This is a genomic window from Paraburkholderia sp. SIMBA_053, from assembly GCF_046534895.1.
Lineage (GTDB): Bacteria > Pseudomonadota > Gammaproteobacteria > Burkholderiales > Burkholderiaceae > Paraburkholderia > Paraburkholderia caledonica.
Map to the genome: position 1 here is coordinate 428,716 of NZ_JAWRXU010000001.1, position 15,053 is coordinate 443,768.

16 protein-coding genes are annotated in these 15,053 nt (G+C 62.5%); 6 read left to right on the forward strand and 10 right to left on the reverse strand.

Going from position 1 to position 15,053, the window contains the following annotated elements:
* Positions 1–5 precede the first annotated feature (5 nt).
* Positions 6–1,076: a cell division protein ZapE gene (gene zapE, locus SB753_RS01970; RefSeq protein WP_410798726.1), complete on the forward strand. Its 1,071-nt coding sequence runs from the start codon at positions 6–8 to the stop codon at positions 1,074–1,076.
* Positions 1,077–1,321: 245 nt separating this feature from the next.
* Entirely contained in the window at positions 1,322–2,407 is a 1,086-nt protein-coding gene (locus tag SB753_RS01975; protein ID WP_088173996.1) for a hypothetical protein, read from the forward strand.
* A 127-nt stretch (positions 2,408–2,534) separates the two neighbouring features.
* Here SB753_RS01975 and tkt read toward each other — a convergent pair whose 3' ends face one another.
* The 4 genes from tkt to SB753_RS01995 form a co-directional block, all read right to left on the reverse strand.
* Positions 2,535–4,619, reverse strand: a complete 2,085-nt coding sequence (gene tkt, locus SB753_RS01980) for a transketolase (protein ID WP_087754825.1) — start codon at positions 4,617–4,619, stop codon at positions 2,535–2,537.
* A 196-nt stretch (positions 4,620–4,815) separates the two neighbouring features.
* Positions 4,816–5,361 (reverse strand): cupin domain-containing protein, encoded by a 546-nt coding sequence (locus SB753_RS01985; RefSeq protein WP_410798729.1) that lies wholly within the window; start codon positions 5,359–5,361, stop codon positions 4,816–4,818.
* Positions 5,362–5,572: 211 nt separating this feature from the next.
* A complete protein-coding gene (locus SB753_RS01990; protein ID WP_020067861.1) occupies positions 5,573–5,743 on the reverse strand; it encodes a hypothetical protein in 171 nt (56 codons plus the stop codon).
* A 27-nt stretch (positions 5,744–5,770) separates the two neighbouring features.
* A complete protein-coding gene (locus SB753_RS01995) occupies positions 5,771–6,031 on the reverse strand; it encodes a hypothetical protein (protein WP_020067862.1) in 261 nt (86 codons plus the stop codon).
* Between the two features lie 186 nt (positions 6,032–6,217).
* Between SB753_RS01995 and SB753_RS02000 the strand changes: the two genes are divergently transcribed.
* Positions 6,218–6,454 carry a hypothetical protein gene (locus SB753_RS02000; protein ID WP_020067863.1) on the forward strand — a complete coding sequence of 79 codons (237 nt, stop codon included), beginning with the start codon at positions 6,218–6,220 and terminating at the stop codon, positions 6,452–6,454.
* 20 nt (positions 6,455–6,474) lie between these two features.
* On the opposite strand, the gene SB753_RS02005 is transcribed toward SB753_RS02000, so the two are convergent.
* Positions 6,475–6,720: a DUF6723 family protein gene (locus tag SB753_RS02005; RefSeq protein ID WP_020067864.1), complete on the reverse strand. Its 246-nt coding sequence runs from the start codon at positions 6,718–6,720 to the stop codon at positions 6,475–6,477.
* A 188-nt stretch (positions 6,721–6,908) separates the two neighbouring features.
* On the opposite strand from SB753_RS02005, the gene SB753_RS02010 reads away from it, so the two are divergent.
* Positions 6,909–7,121, forward strand: coding sequence for a hypothetical protein (locus tag SB753_RS02010; RefSeq protein ID WP_087754828.1), 213 nt, complete (start codon positions 6,909–6,911; stop codon positions 7,119–7,121).
* A gap of 22 nt (positions 7,122–7,143) precedes the next feature.
* On the opposite strand, the gene SB753_RS02015 is transcribed toward SB753_RS02010, so the two are convergent.
* From SB753_RS02015 to SB753_RS02035, 5 genes are all read right to left on the reverse strand, one after another.
* Positions 7,144–8,460, reverse strand: coding sequence for a c-type cytochrome (locus tag SB753_RS02015; protein ID WP_410798731.1), 1,317 nt, complete (start codon positions 8,458–8,460; stop codon positions 7,144–7,146).
* A 2-nt stretch (positions 8,461–8,462) separates the two neighbouring features.
* Entirely contained in the window at positions 8,463–10,085 is a 1,623-nt protein-coding gene (locus tag SB753_RS02020; protein ID WP_020067867.1) for a GMC family oxidoreductase, read from the reverse strand.
* Between the two features lie 3 nt (positions 10,086–10,088).
* Entirely contained in the window at positions 10,089–10,538 is a 450-nt protein-coding gene (locus tag SB753_RS02025) for a sugar dehydrogenase complex small subunit (RefSeq protein WP_088173701.1), read from the reverse strand.
* A 173-nt stretch (positions 10,539–10,711) separates the two neighbouring features.
* Positions 10,712–11,818, reverse strand: a complete 1,107-nt coding sequence (locus tag SB753_RS02030) for a porin (RefSeq protein ID WP_027804606.1) — start codon at positions 11,816–11,818, stop codon at positions 10,712–10,714.
* Between the two features lie 275 nt (positions 11,819–12,093).
* Positions 12,094–12,774: a MarC family protein gene (locus SB753_RS02035; protein WP_027804607.1), complete on the reverse strand. Its 681-nt coding sequence runs from the start codon at positions 12,772–12,774 to the stop codon at positions 12,094–12,096.
* Positions 12,775–13,158: 384 nt separating this feature from the next.
* Between SB753_RS02035 and SB753_RS02040 the strand changes: the two genes are divergently transcribed.
* Positions 13,159–13,374, forward strand: coding sequence for a DUF3311 domain-containing protein (locus SB753_RS02040; protein WP_020067872.1), 216 nt, complete (start codon positions 13,159–13,161; stop codon positions 13,372–13,374).
* A complete protein-coding gene (locus SB753_RS02045) occupies positions 13,371–14,843 on the forward strand; it encodes a sodium:solute symporter (RefSeq protein WP_088173702.1) in 1,473 nt (490 codons plus the stop codon). The genes SB753_RS02040 and SB753_RS02045 overlap by 4 nt, the downstream gene beginning before the upstream one ends.
* The last annotated feature ends 210 nt before the right edge of the window (positions 14,844–15,053 follow it).

Sequence of the window (15,053 nt, forward strand, 5' to 3'; positions counted from 1 at the left end):
CGCGCATGTTCGAGGAAGCGGAGATTACCAGCAGTCTCGCCGCGCGCGGCATCGTGCCGGATGCGAGGCAGCGCGATGCAATCGCGGCGCTCTCCGCATTGGCTGGGTCCACAGCCAGCCGCGTCGAATCGCGTTATCAAGGCGTGTATTGCCATGGACTGCCTGGACGCGGCAAAAGTCTCGTGGTCGATACCGCGTTCGAACTCGCGGATTGCCGCAAGCGGCGCCTGCATTTTCACGAGTTTCTCCGCGAGATGAATCAACGCCTCGTGAGCGAACCGCGTGGAGACGACAGGCTCGGCTCCGTGTCGATGCAATGGCTCGACGGCATTGAGTTGCTATGCTTCGACGAATTCCACGTGCACGATATCGCGGACGCGTTCCTGATGGGCCGCTTTCTCGACACGGCGATCAAGCTCGGCACACGCATCATGCTGACATCGAACTATGCGCCCGACGGCCTTTTGTCCGACCCCGAGTTTCACGAGCGTTTCCTGCCCACCATCGAGCAGATCAAGCGGCATTTCCGCGTGATCCATTTCGACGGCGCGCGTGACTATCGGTTCGGCGGCGAACAGCATGACACGCCGCACTTCTTCGCCCCGCTCGATGCGGCCGCTCACGACGCGCTGCGTGAAATCTTCCTGCGTTACGACAGCAGCGGCGCATTCGAATCGACGAAGATCAGTGTCGCGGGACGTCCGCTTGCGGCACACGCGGTGGGCGCGGCGCTGCTGTGGACCGACTTCGAATCACTATGTGTGGCAAGCCGTTCGCACCTCGACTATCTGGACCTCGCCGAGCGATGGCATGGACTCATAGTCGATAATCTACATACTGAATGGCTCACGAAAGCGCACACGTTGCAGCGGCTCGTGTGGCTGGTCGACATTCTTTACGACCGCAAGCGTGCGCTTTTCATCGCATCGGACGAGCCGATTCATTCGGCCTTGCGAGGACTCGAAGGCGCACATGATCTATCGAGAACGCTGAGCCGGCTCGCGGAGATGCAATCGCGCGCTTATCGCAGCACGCTCGAAGAAGCGACGGACGCGTCCGCCGCAAGTGCGCCCTAGCGCTAATTCAGCGGGTGTGGCTATGCGCAAAGCGCGGCTGCAAATCTTGCAAAGACCGTGCGCGTTCGCGTCATTCGCCTAACCGGTTCGCGAAGCGTTCCTCACTGCGTAGTGCCGCAGATCGCGCCGTGCAGCCTTGATGACACCCTTCTTCACGCACGCACGCCGCGCGTCCGGGAATGCGACCTGCTACCGCCGTTGCGCCCTCATTCTTCAGCGGATATGCGTTCCGCCCTTTTGCCGACATGATCAGAACCGCTTCGGTCGCCGCCGCGCTTTGCGCGGCATGTCTTTCCTCCGCCTGCGTGCATATCGGACCCTCGCGCCTGAAAGCCGATCAGGTCGACTATGCGCGTGCACTCGGCGACGCGAAGAAACGCGAGATTCTTGCGGCCGTGGTCGGCCTTCGTTACGGCGACGCGCCTGCGTTTCTGACCGTCAGCAGCATCATCGCCGCCTACACGTTCGACGCCAGCGGCGGCGCAACCGCTAACGCGGGCTCCGGCAGCCAGCCGAACTACGCACTCGCCACCGGCAGCGTGTCGTATTCGAATCACCCTACCTTCACGTTCACGCCGACGACCGGCGAAGCGTTCGCGTCCGCTTACATCCGGCCGCTAGCGCCCGCACTCGTGCTGCCGCTCGCCGAAGGCGGCATTCCTATCGACCTGCTGTTGCGCATCACCGCGCAATCGGTCGGAGGCTTGCAGAACGGCAATGCGCTTGGCGGAGAAAACAGCGCGGGCGCACCCGGCTTTTTTGAGTTGCTGCGTTCGCTGCGCCGCCTGCAACTCGCCGGCGAGTTGAACGTCGAATCGCGCAACGTGGGCACGAAGAATGAGCAGATGAGCGTGTTTCTGGTGATGGGAGCAACCACGAGCGGCGAGTCGCCGCAAACGGCGGCCGATCTGGCCCGCGTGCGCAAGCTGCTGCATCTGTCGTCGAAAACGCGCAGCTATGAAATCGTCTACGGGCCTTCTTCCGCATGGCAGAAAGCGGACAAGATTCCGATGGTGACGCGCTCGGTGCTCGGCATCCTGACCGATCTCGGTGCACAGGTGCAGGTGCCCGTCGAGCGCATAACCGACGGCTCGACGAAGCCGACCGTGGGCCTGATCGGCGGAGAGACGAGACCGACGATCATCATTCACTCGGGCGAGAGCGCGCCCGACAATGCATACGTGATGATTCCGTACGGGACGTCGTCGTACTGGGTCGATCGCAACGACTTCGACTCGAAATACGCGTTCACGGTCGTGCAAAACCTGATGGCGCTCGCCGAGGCGGATACGAGCAGCAAAGCGCCCGTTGTGACGATTCCGGCGAATTGAATTGAACTGAAGCGGGTCGGAAGCGGCGGTTTGCGCCGTCTCACAGTCAGCGCCGACGCTCGAAAAAAAACCGGCGGTTTTCATACCGCCGGCTTTTTTCGCCGCTGCTCAGGTTACAGCTTACGCACTACTCCTGGCTGCGCTTTCCCTGTACCCGCGCAATCTGCTGCTTCGCCGCTTCATAAACATGCTCGGGCGTGAAGCCGAATTTCTTCTTCAGATCGGAAAGCGGCGCGGATGCGCCGAACGTGTGCATCACCACTTGCGCGCCAAGCCGGCCGACGTATCGGTCCCAGCCCAGCGAGGCGGCCTGCTCGACGGCCACGCGCGCATCGATGTCGGGCGGCAGCACCGCGTCCTGATAGGCTTCGTCCTGCCGCTCGAACAGATCCCATGACGGCATCGACACCACGCGCGCGGCAATGCCCTCGCTCTTCAGTTTCTCGTACGCGTCGACGCAGATCGACAACTCGCTGCCCGTCGCGAGCAGAATGACTTGCGGCTTCTGTCCGTCTGGCGCGTCGGCTAGCACATAGGCGCCCTTCTTCACGCCCTCGGCCGAGGCATAACGGCTGCGGTCGAGAGTCGGCAACGCCTGCCGCGACACGACGATGCACGAAGGACGCCGCTTTTGCGTGACTGCGACGCGCCACGCTTCGGCTACTTCGTTTGCATCGCCCGGACGCAGCACGGTGAGGCCAGGAACGCCGCGCAGCGACGCCAATTGCTCGATAGGCTGGTGCGTCGGGCCATCTTCGCCGACGCCGATCGAATCGTGCGTGAACACATAGATCGACTCCACTTCCATGATCGCCGACAGGCGGATCGGCGGCTTCATGTAGTCGCTGAAAATCAGGAATGTCGAGCCGAACGGCCTCAAATTCGACAACGCGAGGCCGTTGACCACCGCGCCCATCCCATGCTCGCGAATGCCGAAATGCAGATTCCGGCCGCCATAATTGTCATACTCGAAGCTGCCCGCGCCCTCGAATTTCAGATTCGTTTTCGTGGATGGCGCGAGGTCGGCCGCGCCGCCGAGCATCCACGGAACGCGCGCGGCAATCGCGTTGAGCACCTTGCCCGACGACTCGCGTGACGCCATGCCTTTGGCGTCCGCATCGAAAGTCGGAATGTCGCTGTCCCAGCCAACCGGCAAATCATGCGCCTCGATCAGCGCGAATTCGCGCGACAGTTCGGGATATTGCTTGCTGTAGGCGTCGTACTTCGCCTGCCATTCGGCGCGCGCCGCCTTGCCGCGCGCGCCGATGCCCGCGGCGAAACGCTCGTGCACACCTTCGGGCACATAGAAAAATTTGTCTTCTGGCCAGCCGTAAAACTTTTTAGTGAGCGCGACTTCCTCGACGCCGAGCGCCTCGCCGTGCGCCGCTGACGTGTCCTGCTTGTTGGGTGCGCCCCAGCCGATGATGCTGTTCACCACGATCAGCGTCGGTCTGTCGGTGATGCTTTTTGCTTCGACGAATGCGGCTTCCAGCGCAGCGGCGTCGTTCGCATCGTTCACATGCAGCGTATGCCAGTTGTAACCGCGGAAGCGGCTTTCGACATCGTCGCTATAGGCGAGATCGGTATGTCCTTCGATCGTCACGCGATTGCTGTCGTAGATCCAGATCAGATTGGACAGCTTCAGATGGCCCGCGAGCGAGGCCGCTTCGTGCGAGATGCCTTCCATCATGTCGCCGTCGCCGCACAGCGCGTAGACGCGGTAGTCGAAAAGCGGCGCGTCCGGCTTGTTGAAGCGGTTCTCGTACCAGCGGGCCGCCATCGCCATGCCGACGCTATTGCCGAGGCCCTGGCCGAGCGGACCTGTCGTGGTTTCGACGCCGGTCGTCATCCGGTATTCAGGGTGGCCCGGCGTCTTGCTGTCGATCTGGCGAAAACGCTCGATGTCTTCCAGCGACACGGCGGGCTTGCCGGTCGGCTTGCCCTCTTCGTCCACTGCCTTCACGTTTGCCAGATGCAGCAGCGAATACAGCAGCATCGATGCATGCCCGACCGACAGCACGAAGCGGTCGCGATTGGGCCACAACGGCTCGTCCGGGTCGTAGCGCAGATGGTTCTGCCACAAATGGTAGGCGACCGGCGCGAGCGCCATTGGCGTGCCGGGGTGGCCTGAATTTGCCTTCTGGACAGCGTCCATCGACAGCGTGCGGATCGTATTGATGCACAACTGATCGAGGGCGGGATCGTTTTGCATGGGACACTCCTTGTTCGGCCGTTGGAAACATTGCCGGCGCGCGCTGCCGCGACGTCGCCGGCAAGCGGTGTTCAGGGAAACAACGCATGAAGAGCTCAGCTAGCCTCATGGATGATGCGCCGATGCGCGCAAATCTGCACGCTGCGTGACATCGGGCTCGTTGCTGGAACTCTGGCGGACGTGCCGACGGGCGCGGCTAGGCCGCGTTCAGCCAATGCTCGCAAAGGGGGCCATGCTTGCCGTCCACAGGATCCATCCTCGGGAACGGCAGCGCATGCATTGCTGCAAGCTCCTGCGGGGTCAGCGCTTCGCGGCGGATATCCCACTGCTGGCCCGCGGGATAGGCCCCCACCACGCGGAAGCGGCCTTCGAACGATTGCAGGCAATGGCCGGTGCCGGCGGGCAGCAGCAGGACGTCGCCCGCGGACACGCTGACCACCTTGCCGCCCGGACCGCCGACTATCACATCCGCGGAGCCGTCCGACACGCCGAGCACTTCGTGCGCGGTCGAGTGAAAGTGGTGGTAGTCGAAGATGCCGTCGCGCCACTGCGGCGGCCATTCGTTGCGTGCGAACAGCAGTTCGAACGCCTTGGCGAGGTCGCCGATAGCCGGGTCCACTGCCTGCCTGTAGATCACGACCGGCAGCTTGCTGTTATTGGGTACCCAGTCGTGCGGTTCGAGCATGAAGGCTTCGTACTCGGTCTGCGCTGCGTCGAATCCGTGCTTCGAATGTTCCTGCATGGTTGGCTCCTGTGGGTAGCGGGGCGCGTCCGGCGTGCGTGTGCCGGAGGGCGCGATATTGCAGCGCCGCATAAAGCGCGCCCGCTCCGCGGCATGTCGCTGCCCGGGTTGATCCCACGACGCATTCAACTCGCACGAAGCTGCCGCGACGGGCGGCAGCCACGCCTTGGCCCGGCGATCACACCATCACAGCGACGCTTGAGCAAACCGCTCAACCGCCGCCAATGCCCTGCAGCACTTTGCCGGTGCCGCCACACACGGTGCACTGTACTTCCTCTACCTTGCCGGTTCCCTTGCATGCCGGGCAGATATCTTCGCCGACGCCGGGCGCGTCGGGGGGCGCTTCATCGCCGGGGTTCAGGGGTTGGTTGTCCTGTTGCATATGTCTCTCCGTTCGCTGTTGACCGCATCAGTTCTTGTGCGACGCGCGGCCGCCGCCGCCCGCAGGCTCGCCGTGCGTGCCGGTGCCGAGCGGCACCTCGGCGGTCTGCTCCGGACGTTCGTTCGAGCGCGGCGGATTGGTTTGCTTGTCGACTCCGGTCTGCACGACCGGTTCGATGCCGAGGGGACTCGGCTCCACGTACTGCGCGCCGCTCGGCTTGTTGCGTTCTTTCACTTCCGGCGAAACCTCGGGAGCGCCGGAATTCTCGCTGGGTGTGTCAGGCTGCATATCGCTCTCCTTTTATCGGCTACCTCGTGAGTGCAGCAACATACGGACCCTGCCGGACTGCATCGGACCGCACGCCGAGGGGCGTCCCGTTACGGCTCGCAAGCGTCGCGCACACTGGCAAGTGGGCACGTGCATTGCGTCGCCAGAACTGAAGCTTCGGTTCATTTTTGTAAAAAGGAGCACTTCATGACAGTGACGACAATTCGCATCTCCGACACGGAGGTTCAGGTCGAGCGAACGCTATACACATTCGCGCAAAAGAGCGATGCCGACGCGTTCGCGCAGTGCGTAGTGAACGATTCGATCGACACCTGCTATCGCAGTCATCCGCCGCTCTCGGCGCGGCCCACCGTACCCGACGAACATCCGGACGATCCGAATCGCGGCAGCACGATCTCGCCGTCGCTCGGTGGCATGCCTTGACGAGCGCACACGCGCCGCAGTCAACGTTCCGGCGATTTGCGGTCGGCCGCGACGATCTGCTTGCCGTACTCGATGGCGGCACGGCGCGCCTGATCGGCCGTCTCGTACGGTCCGATTTCCGGCGCACCGTCGAACGGAAAAAGTATCCTTCGATCCGCTCTGCGGACGACCTTCAGTCCACCTACGTAACGGCCGTCGCCTGTTCCGTGATAGCTGGCGAAAATCTCGAATTCGTCGTCAGCAACGTCGGCCTTATGTCGCGCCATTTGTGTATTCCCTATCCCTGTCGATGCTCGATGAGCACCCCACGCTTAACCGCGCAATGCCTGGTGCATTGCGCGATGAAACACAGCAATGGCCGTTCCACGCGCGAAAGGCACTACGCAAAGGGCGATTGGGGACAAAGGGACATGCGCGTTGCACGCATGATCAGAGAGAAAAGTTGGAGGTAACGATGGCCGGTTCAAACTCGCACGATGGGACGGCGTTCGTCATGCACACGCCGATGCCGCCCGAGGTCGATCCCGAGGCGCCGCCGCCTCCGAACATCGATCCCGATCCACCCGCGACGCCCGACGACGACCCAGGCGGGCTGCCGCCGGCCGCGCCGGAAGGCGACCCGCCTGCGAAGCCGCCGCCAATGCGTGCCTCGTCACGGCTCGCGTGACAAGGCGGTCATTGAGCGGTGCTCAGCGCAGACGGGCGACGTCCTTCTCACTCACGCGCCGGGCTGCGGGGTTGCCGAACTGCGTCGTCACGTAGTTCGTGAGCGCGGCAATCTGCGCGTCGTTCAGTTGTGCGGCGAAGGCCGGCATGCCGACGTCGTTGCCTGCGGCTTTGCGTTGCACGCCGTGCAGAATGACCTGCATCAGGTTGCCCGGATTCGACGCACCTACCGTCGAGTTGTGCAGCAACGGCGGATAGTAGCCGTCCGGTGTGCCCTTGCCGCTCGCCTGGTGACACGTCGCGCAGTTGCCCAGATAGAGCCGCGCGGGATCGAGCGTGCCGTCGTTCATCGCAACGCCTCGCAGGCGCGCCACGTCCGTCGACGGTTTGCCCCACGCGCTGCGCGAGCGCGAACCGCTCTGAGCACCGCCGTCGTTGACCGGCGGCACCGTGCGCACATACGTCGCGATGGCGCCGATGTCGGCGTCGCTCATCTTCGAGAAGCTGTGCTCGACCGCCTCGGCCATCGGCCCCGCTGCCTGTGCGAGTCCGGGCACGCTGCCCGTTTGCAGATACTGCACGAGCTGCGTATGGCTCCATCCGCCAATGCCGCTATCGGGCGACGACGTGATGTTGTAGCCGTCCCAATCCGCGAGCACCGAGCCGCCGAGGAAGCCGCTGCCGGTTTCATCGAGCGCCTGCTCCTGCATGGCAAAGCCGCGCGGCGTGTGGCACGTGCTGCAATGCGCGAGTCCCTGCACGAGATACGCACCACGGTTCCACTCGGCGCTCTGTTGAGGCTTCGCCTGATATGGGCCGCTCTTCAGGAACATCCAGTTCCATACGGTGAGCGGCCAGCGCATGTTGAGCGGCCATGCAATGTCGCTCGCGCGCGTAGCCTGCTGCACCGGCGCCACGCCGTAGCGGAAATACGCGTATAGCGCCTTCACGTCGCCGTCGCTGACCTTCGCGTAGGAGACATACGGCATCGCCGGGTACAGGTTATGGCCGTCCTTCGACACGCCCTTGCGCAGCGCGCGGTCGAAGTCTTCGAGCGACCACGTGCCGATACCCGTTTGCGGGTCGGGCGTGATGTTGCTCGAATAGATCGTGCCGAGCATCGGCACCTTGAGCGGCAGGCCGCCCGCGAACGGCTTGCCTTTCGCGGTGGTGTGACACGCCATGCAATCGCCGGCGGTGGCCAGATATTCGCCGCGTTTGATCAACGCCGCGTCGTTGCCGTCCACCGCTTTAGCGTCCTGCGCGAGTGCGCAAACGGGCAGCGCCGAAGACCACGCGAAGGCGCCGGCCAGCATCCAGAAAAAAGTCTTCTTCAACACGTTCACACTTCCTTCTTCAACTGGTCGGCCATGCGCAGTGCCAGCGCGGCAATGGTCAGCGTCACGTTGACGGTGCCGACGGTCGGCATCGTCGCGCTGCTCGAAATGAACAGATTCGGGTGGTCGAACGTGCGGCAATGCTTGTCGACCACGGAATCGCGCGGATCGCTGCCCATGATCGTCGCGCCCGTGATGTGGTTGTTCGGCGCGAATTCGTCGTCAAACCGGATGTCGCTGCCGCCCAGTACCTTTGCCGCGTTCGCATAGACTTCGCGGGTGTGCGCGGCGCCGCGCTTCACATAATCGTCGATGCGATAAGTGATCTCGGGCCGCGCAATGCCGATCGCGTCGGTCTCGGTGCGGCTCGGCACGATGCGGTTTTCCGGTTGCGGCAGAATTTCGTGGAAACAGTCGAACTCGACGAAGCGCGCCGAGCGGTCGCGAATCTGCGCATCGAGCTCGGCGGGCTTGATGAGCTTGCCTTGCTTGAAGATTTTTTGGGTTTCCTGATCGACTCGCGACATGTTCGACAGGTGGATCTTCTTGGCCGCTTCCGTCGCGCGGAACGCGCCGTCGCGAAAGCCGATCAGCGAGGTCATTTCCTGCGGGCCGCGCCCCGGCCACAGTTTTTCGTCAGCGTAGAACGTGACGCCCGTGCCCGGATGGTCCATCAGGTTACGACCTACCATGTCGGAGCTGTTGCCAACGCCGTTCGGAAAGTCGTGGCTCTGCGACATCAGCATGATCTTCGGCGTCTCGATGCCGTTCGCGGCGAGCACGAAATACTTGCCTTCCACGCGATGCTCGTTGCCCTGCGCGTCTTTGTACAGGGCCGCCGTGATGCGCTTGTCCGTGCCGACTTCGAGTTTGTAGACCACCGCATTGGCGATCAGCCTGGCCCCGGCCTGCTCCGCTTTTTCAACGTGCACGATGCCGTTGTACATCGCGCCGATCGGGCAGATCGGCATGCAGTTGTTATTGCCGCAGCAGGTCGGACGGCCATCGTACGGACGGCTGTTGCGCGCGACCGGTTCCGTCACGACGTGATAGCGCGAGTCGAAAGCATTGAGCTTGCTTTTGATGGTCTGCTCGTTGTACGACAGCGGCAGCGGTGCCATCGGATAAGGCTGGCTGCGCGGCGAGCCGAGTTCTTCGTCAGTCGGGCCCCACACGCCGAGTTCTTCTTCGGCACGCTGGTAATACGGCTCCAGTTCCTCGTATTGCATCGGCCAGTCGCGGCCCACGCCATAGACGGTTTTCATCCTGAAGTCGTTCGGCATGAAGCGCCATGCCGATGCGGCCCAGTGCCATGTCGTGCCGCCGACCGCGCGAATGTACTGCGAGTTGAATTTGTGCTCGCCCTTGAGGATCAGATAGTTGTTGGGCGGATAGTACTCAGGGTGCGGTGCCCATTTGCTCGGCGGATACGGCGCCATGAAATCCATCTTGTCCGCCTGATTGCGAAAGCGCTCGACGATCTCCCAGCGCGGCATGCGCGGCCCGGCTTCGAGTAGGATCACGGACTTGCCGGCCTGCGCCAGCTGATGCGCGACGATCGCCCCGGCGACGCCCGACCCGACAACGACGATATCGGCTTGCTCAGTGCTCTGTTGTTTATCGGCCATGGCTTATGCTTGCCTCTCGACGGGTTTTGCAGCCCAGAAGCCGGGCTTGTTCGGGCAATACGAGCGGATGATCAGCGTGTCGGATACCACGCCGAACATGAGCGCCTGCTCATAGGTAATGACGACGTCATCGACGGTGCCTAGATACCACGCTTCCATGATCTTCAGCGCAAGCGCTTGTTGAGCGGCATCGGCGGAACCGGCGGCGAGCGCGCCCGCGAGCTTCGGCAATTGCTGCGCGAGTTCGGGCGTGGACTTCTGCAACGCGGCAAAGAGCCGGGTGCCGACGTCGCGATCGAGCGCGGACTTTTCGGTCAGCGATTGCGACAACGTCATGAAGGTGTCGATGGGAGCGGACGACGAGTCGTCGGCCAGTGCCTTGAGCGTGAGCGAGCCGGTCAGGCCCGCGGCCGTCAACGCGAGCGCGCCCTGCAGCCAGCGGCGGCGCGTCATGGTCGACGGCTCACCGCTCGCGGCGCGCTCGCCGAGAGAGTCTTGTGGAGTCAATGTTCTTATCCCTTGTGAGGCGTGGTTCAAAACTTGTTGATGCGGTAATGCCGGTAATGAAATGAAGCGTGTGATATGCGATTGAACGAAACGCCGCTGCCTGACAATCAGGCCGCGCGTCAGAACTGATGCAGCATGCCGACATAGGCACCCGTCTGCGATTCGCCGACGAGCGGGCTCGTGTTGCTGGTCGAATCGCGCGGCGAGGCTTCGAGCGAGAAGTTCGCGTTGCTGCTGTTGCGCACGTAACCTACCGTGCCGTAAAGGAATGTTCGCTTCGAGAGGTTGTACGTCGTGCCGAGTACGTACATCATCGCGTGGCCCGAGGGATCATGCGCGGCGTCGCCGCTGCCGTCGCCGACCTTCACGTAATAGCCGCCCGCGGTGACGGCCCAGCGCGGCTGAAAGTTGTATGTCGCGCCAAGCCAGTAGTGGTCGGCGGTATCGGCGACACCCGCTGGCGAGTCCGGCGCCGAGTAATGCGTATAGGCGCCCTGAATCTTGACCGCGTCGAAATGCACGTTCGCGCCCACGAAGTACTCGCGCGAACTCTGGAAAATGTTCGAGAAGCGGCCGTTGCTGTCGCGCAGTTCGTCGTAGATGCCGCGCACGTCGAAGAGCTGCGAATGGTAGGTCAGCATGATGCCGTCCGAGCGGCCGAACTCGCCGCTCGCGCCGCTGTTGAAGGCACCCGGCTGATTGCCGAACGCGTACTGCGCCTGCACGTCGAAGCCCCAGAACACCGGGCTGTGGTACTCGACGTTATTGCTGGTCTGCTGCCAGTTGCGCCCCCGCACGAGCGACGCCGACGAAAACGCCTGCTGCACGAACGGATCGAATTCCCAAACGCCGTCGCTGTCGATGAAAAGATTACGACCCGCTTGCAACGTGCCCCATTGCTGGCTGCTGAGTCCGGCGAAGGCGCGCCGCGACCAGAGCCGTCCGCCGCTCGTCGTGCCGTCCATCACCTGCAGACCGGTCTCCAGTGTGAAGATCGCTTTCAGTCCGCCGCCCAGTTCTTCATTGCCCTTGAGACCCAGCATGCTGGTGCCCCAATCGCCACCTTCGGCGCGCCAGCGGTTCGAGCTTCCGCCCGTGCCGTTGTTAATGTGATTCAGATATTCGACGCCGGCATCCAGACGGCCATATAGCGTTACGCTTGTTTGACCATATGCAAGCGGACTTGCCACCGCAAGAGCGGCCACCAGTTTTGTGTGTAGTCTCATTGTATTGGCGTGAGTTCGTGTGACGCGGTATGGGGCAAAGCATGAGCACTGCATGACGCAATGCGAACTGCGGACGGCTCGAAGTAATGCGGCTCGAAGTAATGCGGCTCGACGCCAGGTGCTGCCAGAGGAGATGGCACGCGCGATGTTGTAAAACTACACGCAGTGCCGCCGAACTATAGGCGATGCGCGCTCGGCGAACTACCCGTTTCGCGCAATAGACTTTTGCGACGCATGGACTCGACTGCAAGGCTGCCGTCTGAGTACCGCATCGATTACCGGTTCACCGCCGGCTGCATCGTCGCGATCGGAATGAGGAACTCCGAGAAACCGGTCAGCATGATCTGCACGCCGATGCACAGCAACAGAAAGGACGAAACGCGCATCGCTACCTTGGTACCTTCCACGCCGAGGTACCGCGCGAAGATGACGGCACGGCTGTAGATCAGATAGACCGTGAGCGCGACCGCGAGTGAGATCACAACCGACGCGATGCTCGACAGCACGAACTCCGACAGCTTGTGCGTACGGTTCGCGGTCAGCGCGACGGCCGTGGCAATCGAGCCCGGTCCGGTGGTCAATGGAATGGTCAGCGGGAAGAACGCTCTCGCCTTCGCGTTCTCGGCATCCACGCGCTTGACGGTCGGCTGTTCGGCGGGCTGTGTATCGGGCGCATTCAGCATTTGCCAGCCGCCCACCGCCACAGCAAGTCCGCCGCCAATCCGCAGCGCCTGCATCGAAATTCCGAAGAAATGCAGAATGGGCGTGCCGATAAAAAACGCCACCAGTAGCACGCACACGACATTGATCGCGATCTTTCTTGCGAGTGCGGTGCGTTCCTCGGTGGTCAGTGAGGCTGTCCGGTCAAGAAAGACAAAAGCAATGCCGATCGGGTTGATGATGCTGATCAGCCCGGTAAAGCCGAACAGAATGTCCGAGATCAGACTTTCGACCATATGCGATCCGTGTCGAGCGGCGGCCCAGGCACTGCGACTGCTGCACACTGGTGCGCCGCGCCGTGTAGTTGAACTGAAGCGCCGAAGCCTCAGACCTGCGCGCGTTGCGTGGCGAGATCATAGCGCGGCGCGATATGAACCCGGTAGAACGCGAACCTATATAGAACGGCGTGAATGTTCTGGATGCATCCCGACTTCCACTCGCGCGCGTCGCACATTGCGGCGCAACACAAGCTCACATTCGATGTGCCGATCGATGCGTCCGCAACTTTCGAAAAGCCTACACTTTTTTGACTTACTTTACGGGACCGAAGCATCCGGCATACAGTCGCCAGCGAAGCCGCACTTTCAACGAGACGTACTTACAGTTCGAGGAGTTGCCCCATGTTGCTTCGTGTACTCGCCGCGCTGCCGTTCATCGGCATTTTGCTCGGTGTCCCGTTTGTGAACCGGGTCGAGCCGCTTGTGCTCGGCATGCCGTTCGTGCTGGGCTGGATCGTCGCGTGGGTGGTGTTGAGTTCGATCATCATGGCGATCGTGTACCGGCTCGACGCGTCGAACCGGCACGTCGCCGCTGACGGCGAGGAGGTCCGGCCATGAGCGCACTCGTTATCATTGCAGCCATTACGCTCTTTGCGCTCTTTCTCGGCGTGCGCGCGAAGCATGGCCATGACATGAGCCTCGAACAGTGGACAGTGGGCGGCCGCAGCTTCGGCACCGCCTTCGTGTTCCTGCTGATGGCCGGCGAAATCTATACGACCTTCACGTTCCTTGGCGGCAGCGGTTTTGCCTATGGCAAGGGCGCGCCTGTCTATTACATTCTGGCCTACGGCACGCTCGCGTACATCCTTTCCTACTGGATGCTGCCGCCGATCTGGCGCTACGCAAAACAGCACCATCTCGTTTCGCAGCCGCACTTTTTCAGCCGCAAGTACGAAAGCCCCGCGCTCGGCACGCTCGTCGCGCTGGTCGGCGTGGCCGCGTTGATCCCCTACCTCGTGCTGCAGTTGAAGGGCTTGGGCATCATCGTCGCAACCGCTTCGTATGGCGCGATCTCGTCGACCGCTGCGATCTGGATCGGCGCGGCGGTGGTCACGGTGTATGTGATCGTGTCCGGCGTGCGCGGCTCCGCATGGAACTCGGTCGTGAAGGATCTGCTGATTCTGGCAATCGTGCTGTTCCTCGGCATTTATCTGCCGCTGCACTACTACGGCGGCCTGGGCGAAATGTTCCATGCAATCGACGCCGCCCGCCCCGGCTTTCTGACCTTCCCCGCCAAGGGCTCGAGCGTCACGTGGTTCCAGTCCACCGTGCTGCTGACGGCGCTTGGCTTCTTCATGTGGCCGCACACTTTTGGCTCGATATTCACCGCCAGGGACGAGCGCATCTTCCGCCGCAATGCGATGGTGCTGCCGCTCTACCAGTTGATCCTGCTGTTCGTGTTCTTCGTGGGCTTTGCCGCGACGCTGAAGGTGCCGGGTCTGAAGGGCGGCGACATCGACCTGTCGCTGTTCCGCCTGTCGCTGCAGACCTTCGACCCATGGTTCGTCGGCGTGATCGGCGCGGCCGGTATTCTGACTGCGCTCGTGCCGGGCTCGATGATCCTCACCTCGGCATCCACGCTGCTCGCCAACGACGTCTATCGCGGCATGGTGAACCGCAACGCGACGGACGCCACGGTTGCCAATCTCGCGCGAATCCTGGTGCCGGTCGTCGCGCTCGTGGCGGTCGCCTTCACGCTGCACGGCGGCGAAACCATCGTCGCCTTGCTGCTGATGGGCTACAGCTTCGTCACGCAGCTCTTCCCCGCGGTTATCTGCAGCCTTTTCCCGCGAAATCGCGCGACCAAACAGGGCGCGTTTTGCGGCATCGTTGCGGGCGTCGCCGTGGTGGCAATTACCACGACCATGCATCTGACGATCGGGCAATTAATGCCGTTCCTGCCCGACGCGCTGAAAGACGTGAACATCGGCTTCGTGGCGCTGGCGGTCAACATCGTCGTATTTATCATTGTCAGTGCGATGACGCAAAGCGGACGCGTCGAGCATACGCACGCATCGGCGCATTGAATCGAGCGCACCTTGCGCTTACTGAAGCCGTCGCCTAGTGCGACGGCTTTTTTGTTGCCGCCAGGCAATCAGGAGGTCAAAACTACATTCGCATGAAGAAAAGCCTGGCCCGAACGAACCGGGTGCGTCGGAGAGCGAACGTCACGCACTGCAGCATGGCCGCGAGCCAGCCGCAAACCCAATGCAGGTGCTGGGCACACGGCTTGCTGT

What these genes read in the sequence shown, in the direction of transcription:
- SB753_RS02025 (WP_088173701.1), bottom strand. Translation starts at nt 10,538, where the DNA reads ATGACGCGCCGCCGCTGGCTGCAGGGCGCGCTCGCGTTGACGGCCGCG.
- SB753_RS01975 (WP_088173996.1), top strand. Translation starts at nt 1,322, where the DNA reads ATGATCAGAACCGCTTCGGTCGCCGCCGCGCTTTGCGCGGCATGTCTT.
- SB753_RS02005 (WP_020067864.1), bottom strand. Translation starts at nt 6,720, where the DNA reads ATGGCGCGACATAAGGCCGACGTTGCTGACGACGAATTCGAGATTTTC.
- SB753_RS02020 (WP_020067867.1), bottom strand. Translation starts at nt 10,085, where the DNA reads ATGGCCGATAAACAACAGAGCACTGAGCAAGCCGATATCGTCGTTGTC.
- SB753_RS02000 (WP_020067863.1), top strand. Translation starts at nt 6,218, where the DNA reads ATGACAGTGACGACAATTCGCATCTCCGACACGGAGGTTCAGGTCGAG.
- SB753_RS01985 (WP_410798729.1), bottom strand. Translation starts at nt 5,361, where the DNA reads ATGCAGGAACATTCGAAGCACGGATTCGACGCAGCGCAGACCGAGTAC.
- zapE (WP_410798726.1), top strand. Translation starts at nt 6, where the DNA reads ATGTTCGAGGAAGCGGAGATTACCAGCAGTCTCGCCGCGCGCGGCATC.
- SB753_RS01995 (WP_020067862.1), bottom strand. Translation starts at nt 6,031, where the DNA reads ATGCAGCCTGACACACCCAGCGAGAATTCCGGCGCTCCCGAGGTTTCG.
- tkt (WP_087754825.1), bottom strand. Translation starts at nt 4,619, where the DNA reads ATGCAAAACGATCCCGCCCTCGATCAGTTGTGCATCAATACGATCCGC.
- SB753_RS01990 (WP_020067861.1), bottom strand. Translation starts at nt 5,743, where the DNA reads ATGCAACAGGACAACCAACCCCTGAACCCCGGCGATGAAGCGCCCCCC.
- SB753_RS02010 (WP_087754828.1), top strand. Translation starts at nt 6,909, where the DNA reads ATGGCCGGTTCAAACTCGCACGATGGGACGGCGTTCGTCATGCACACG.
- SB753_RS02030 (WP_027804606.1), bottom strand. Translation starts at nt 11,818, where the DNA reads ATGAGACTACACACAAAACTGGTGGCCGCTCTTGCGGTGGCAAGTCCG.
- SB753_RS02045 (WP_088173702.1), top strand. Translation starts at nt 13,371, where the DNA reads ATGAGCGCACTCGTTATCATTGCAGCCATTACGCTCTTTGCGCTCTTT.
- SB753_RS02040 (WP_020067872.1), top strand. Translation starts at nt 13,159, where the DNA reads ATGTTGCTTCGTGTACTCGCCGCGCTGCCGTTCATCGGCATTTTGCTC.
- SB753_RS02035 (WP_027804607.1), bottom strand. Translation starts at nt 12,774, where the DNA reads ATGGTCGAAAGTCTGATCTCGGACATTCTGTTCGGCTTTACCGGGCTG.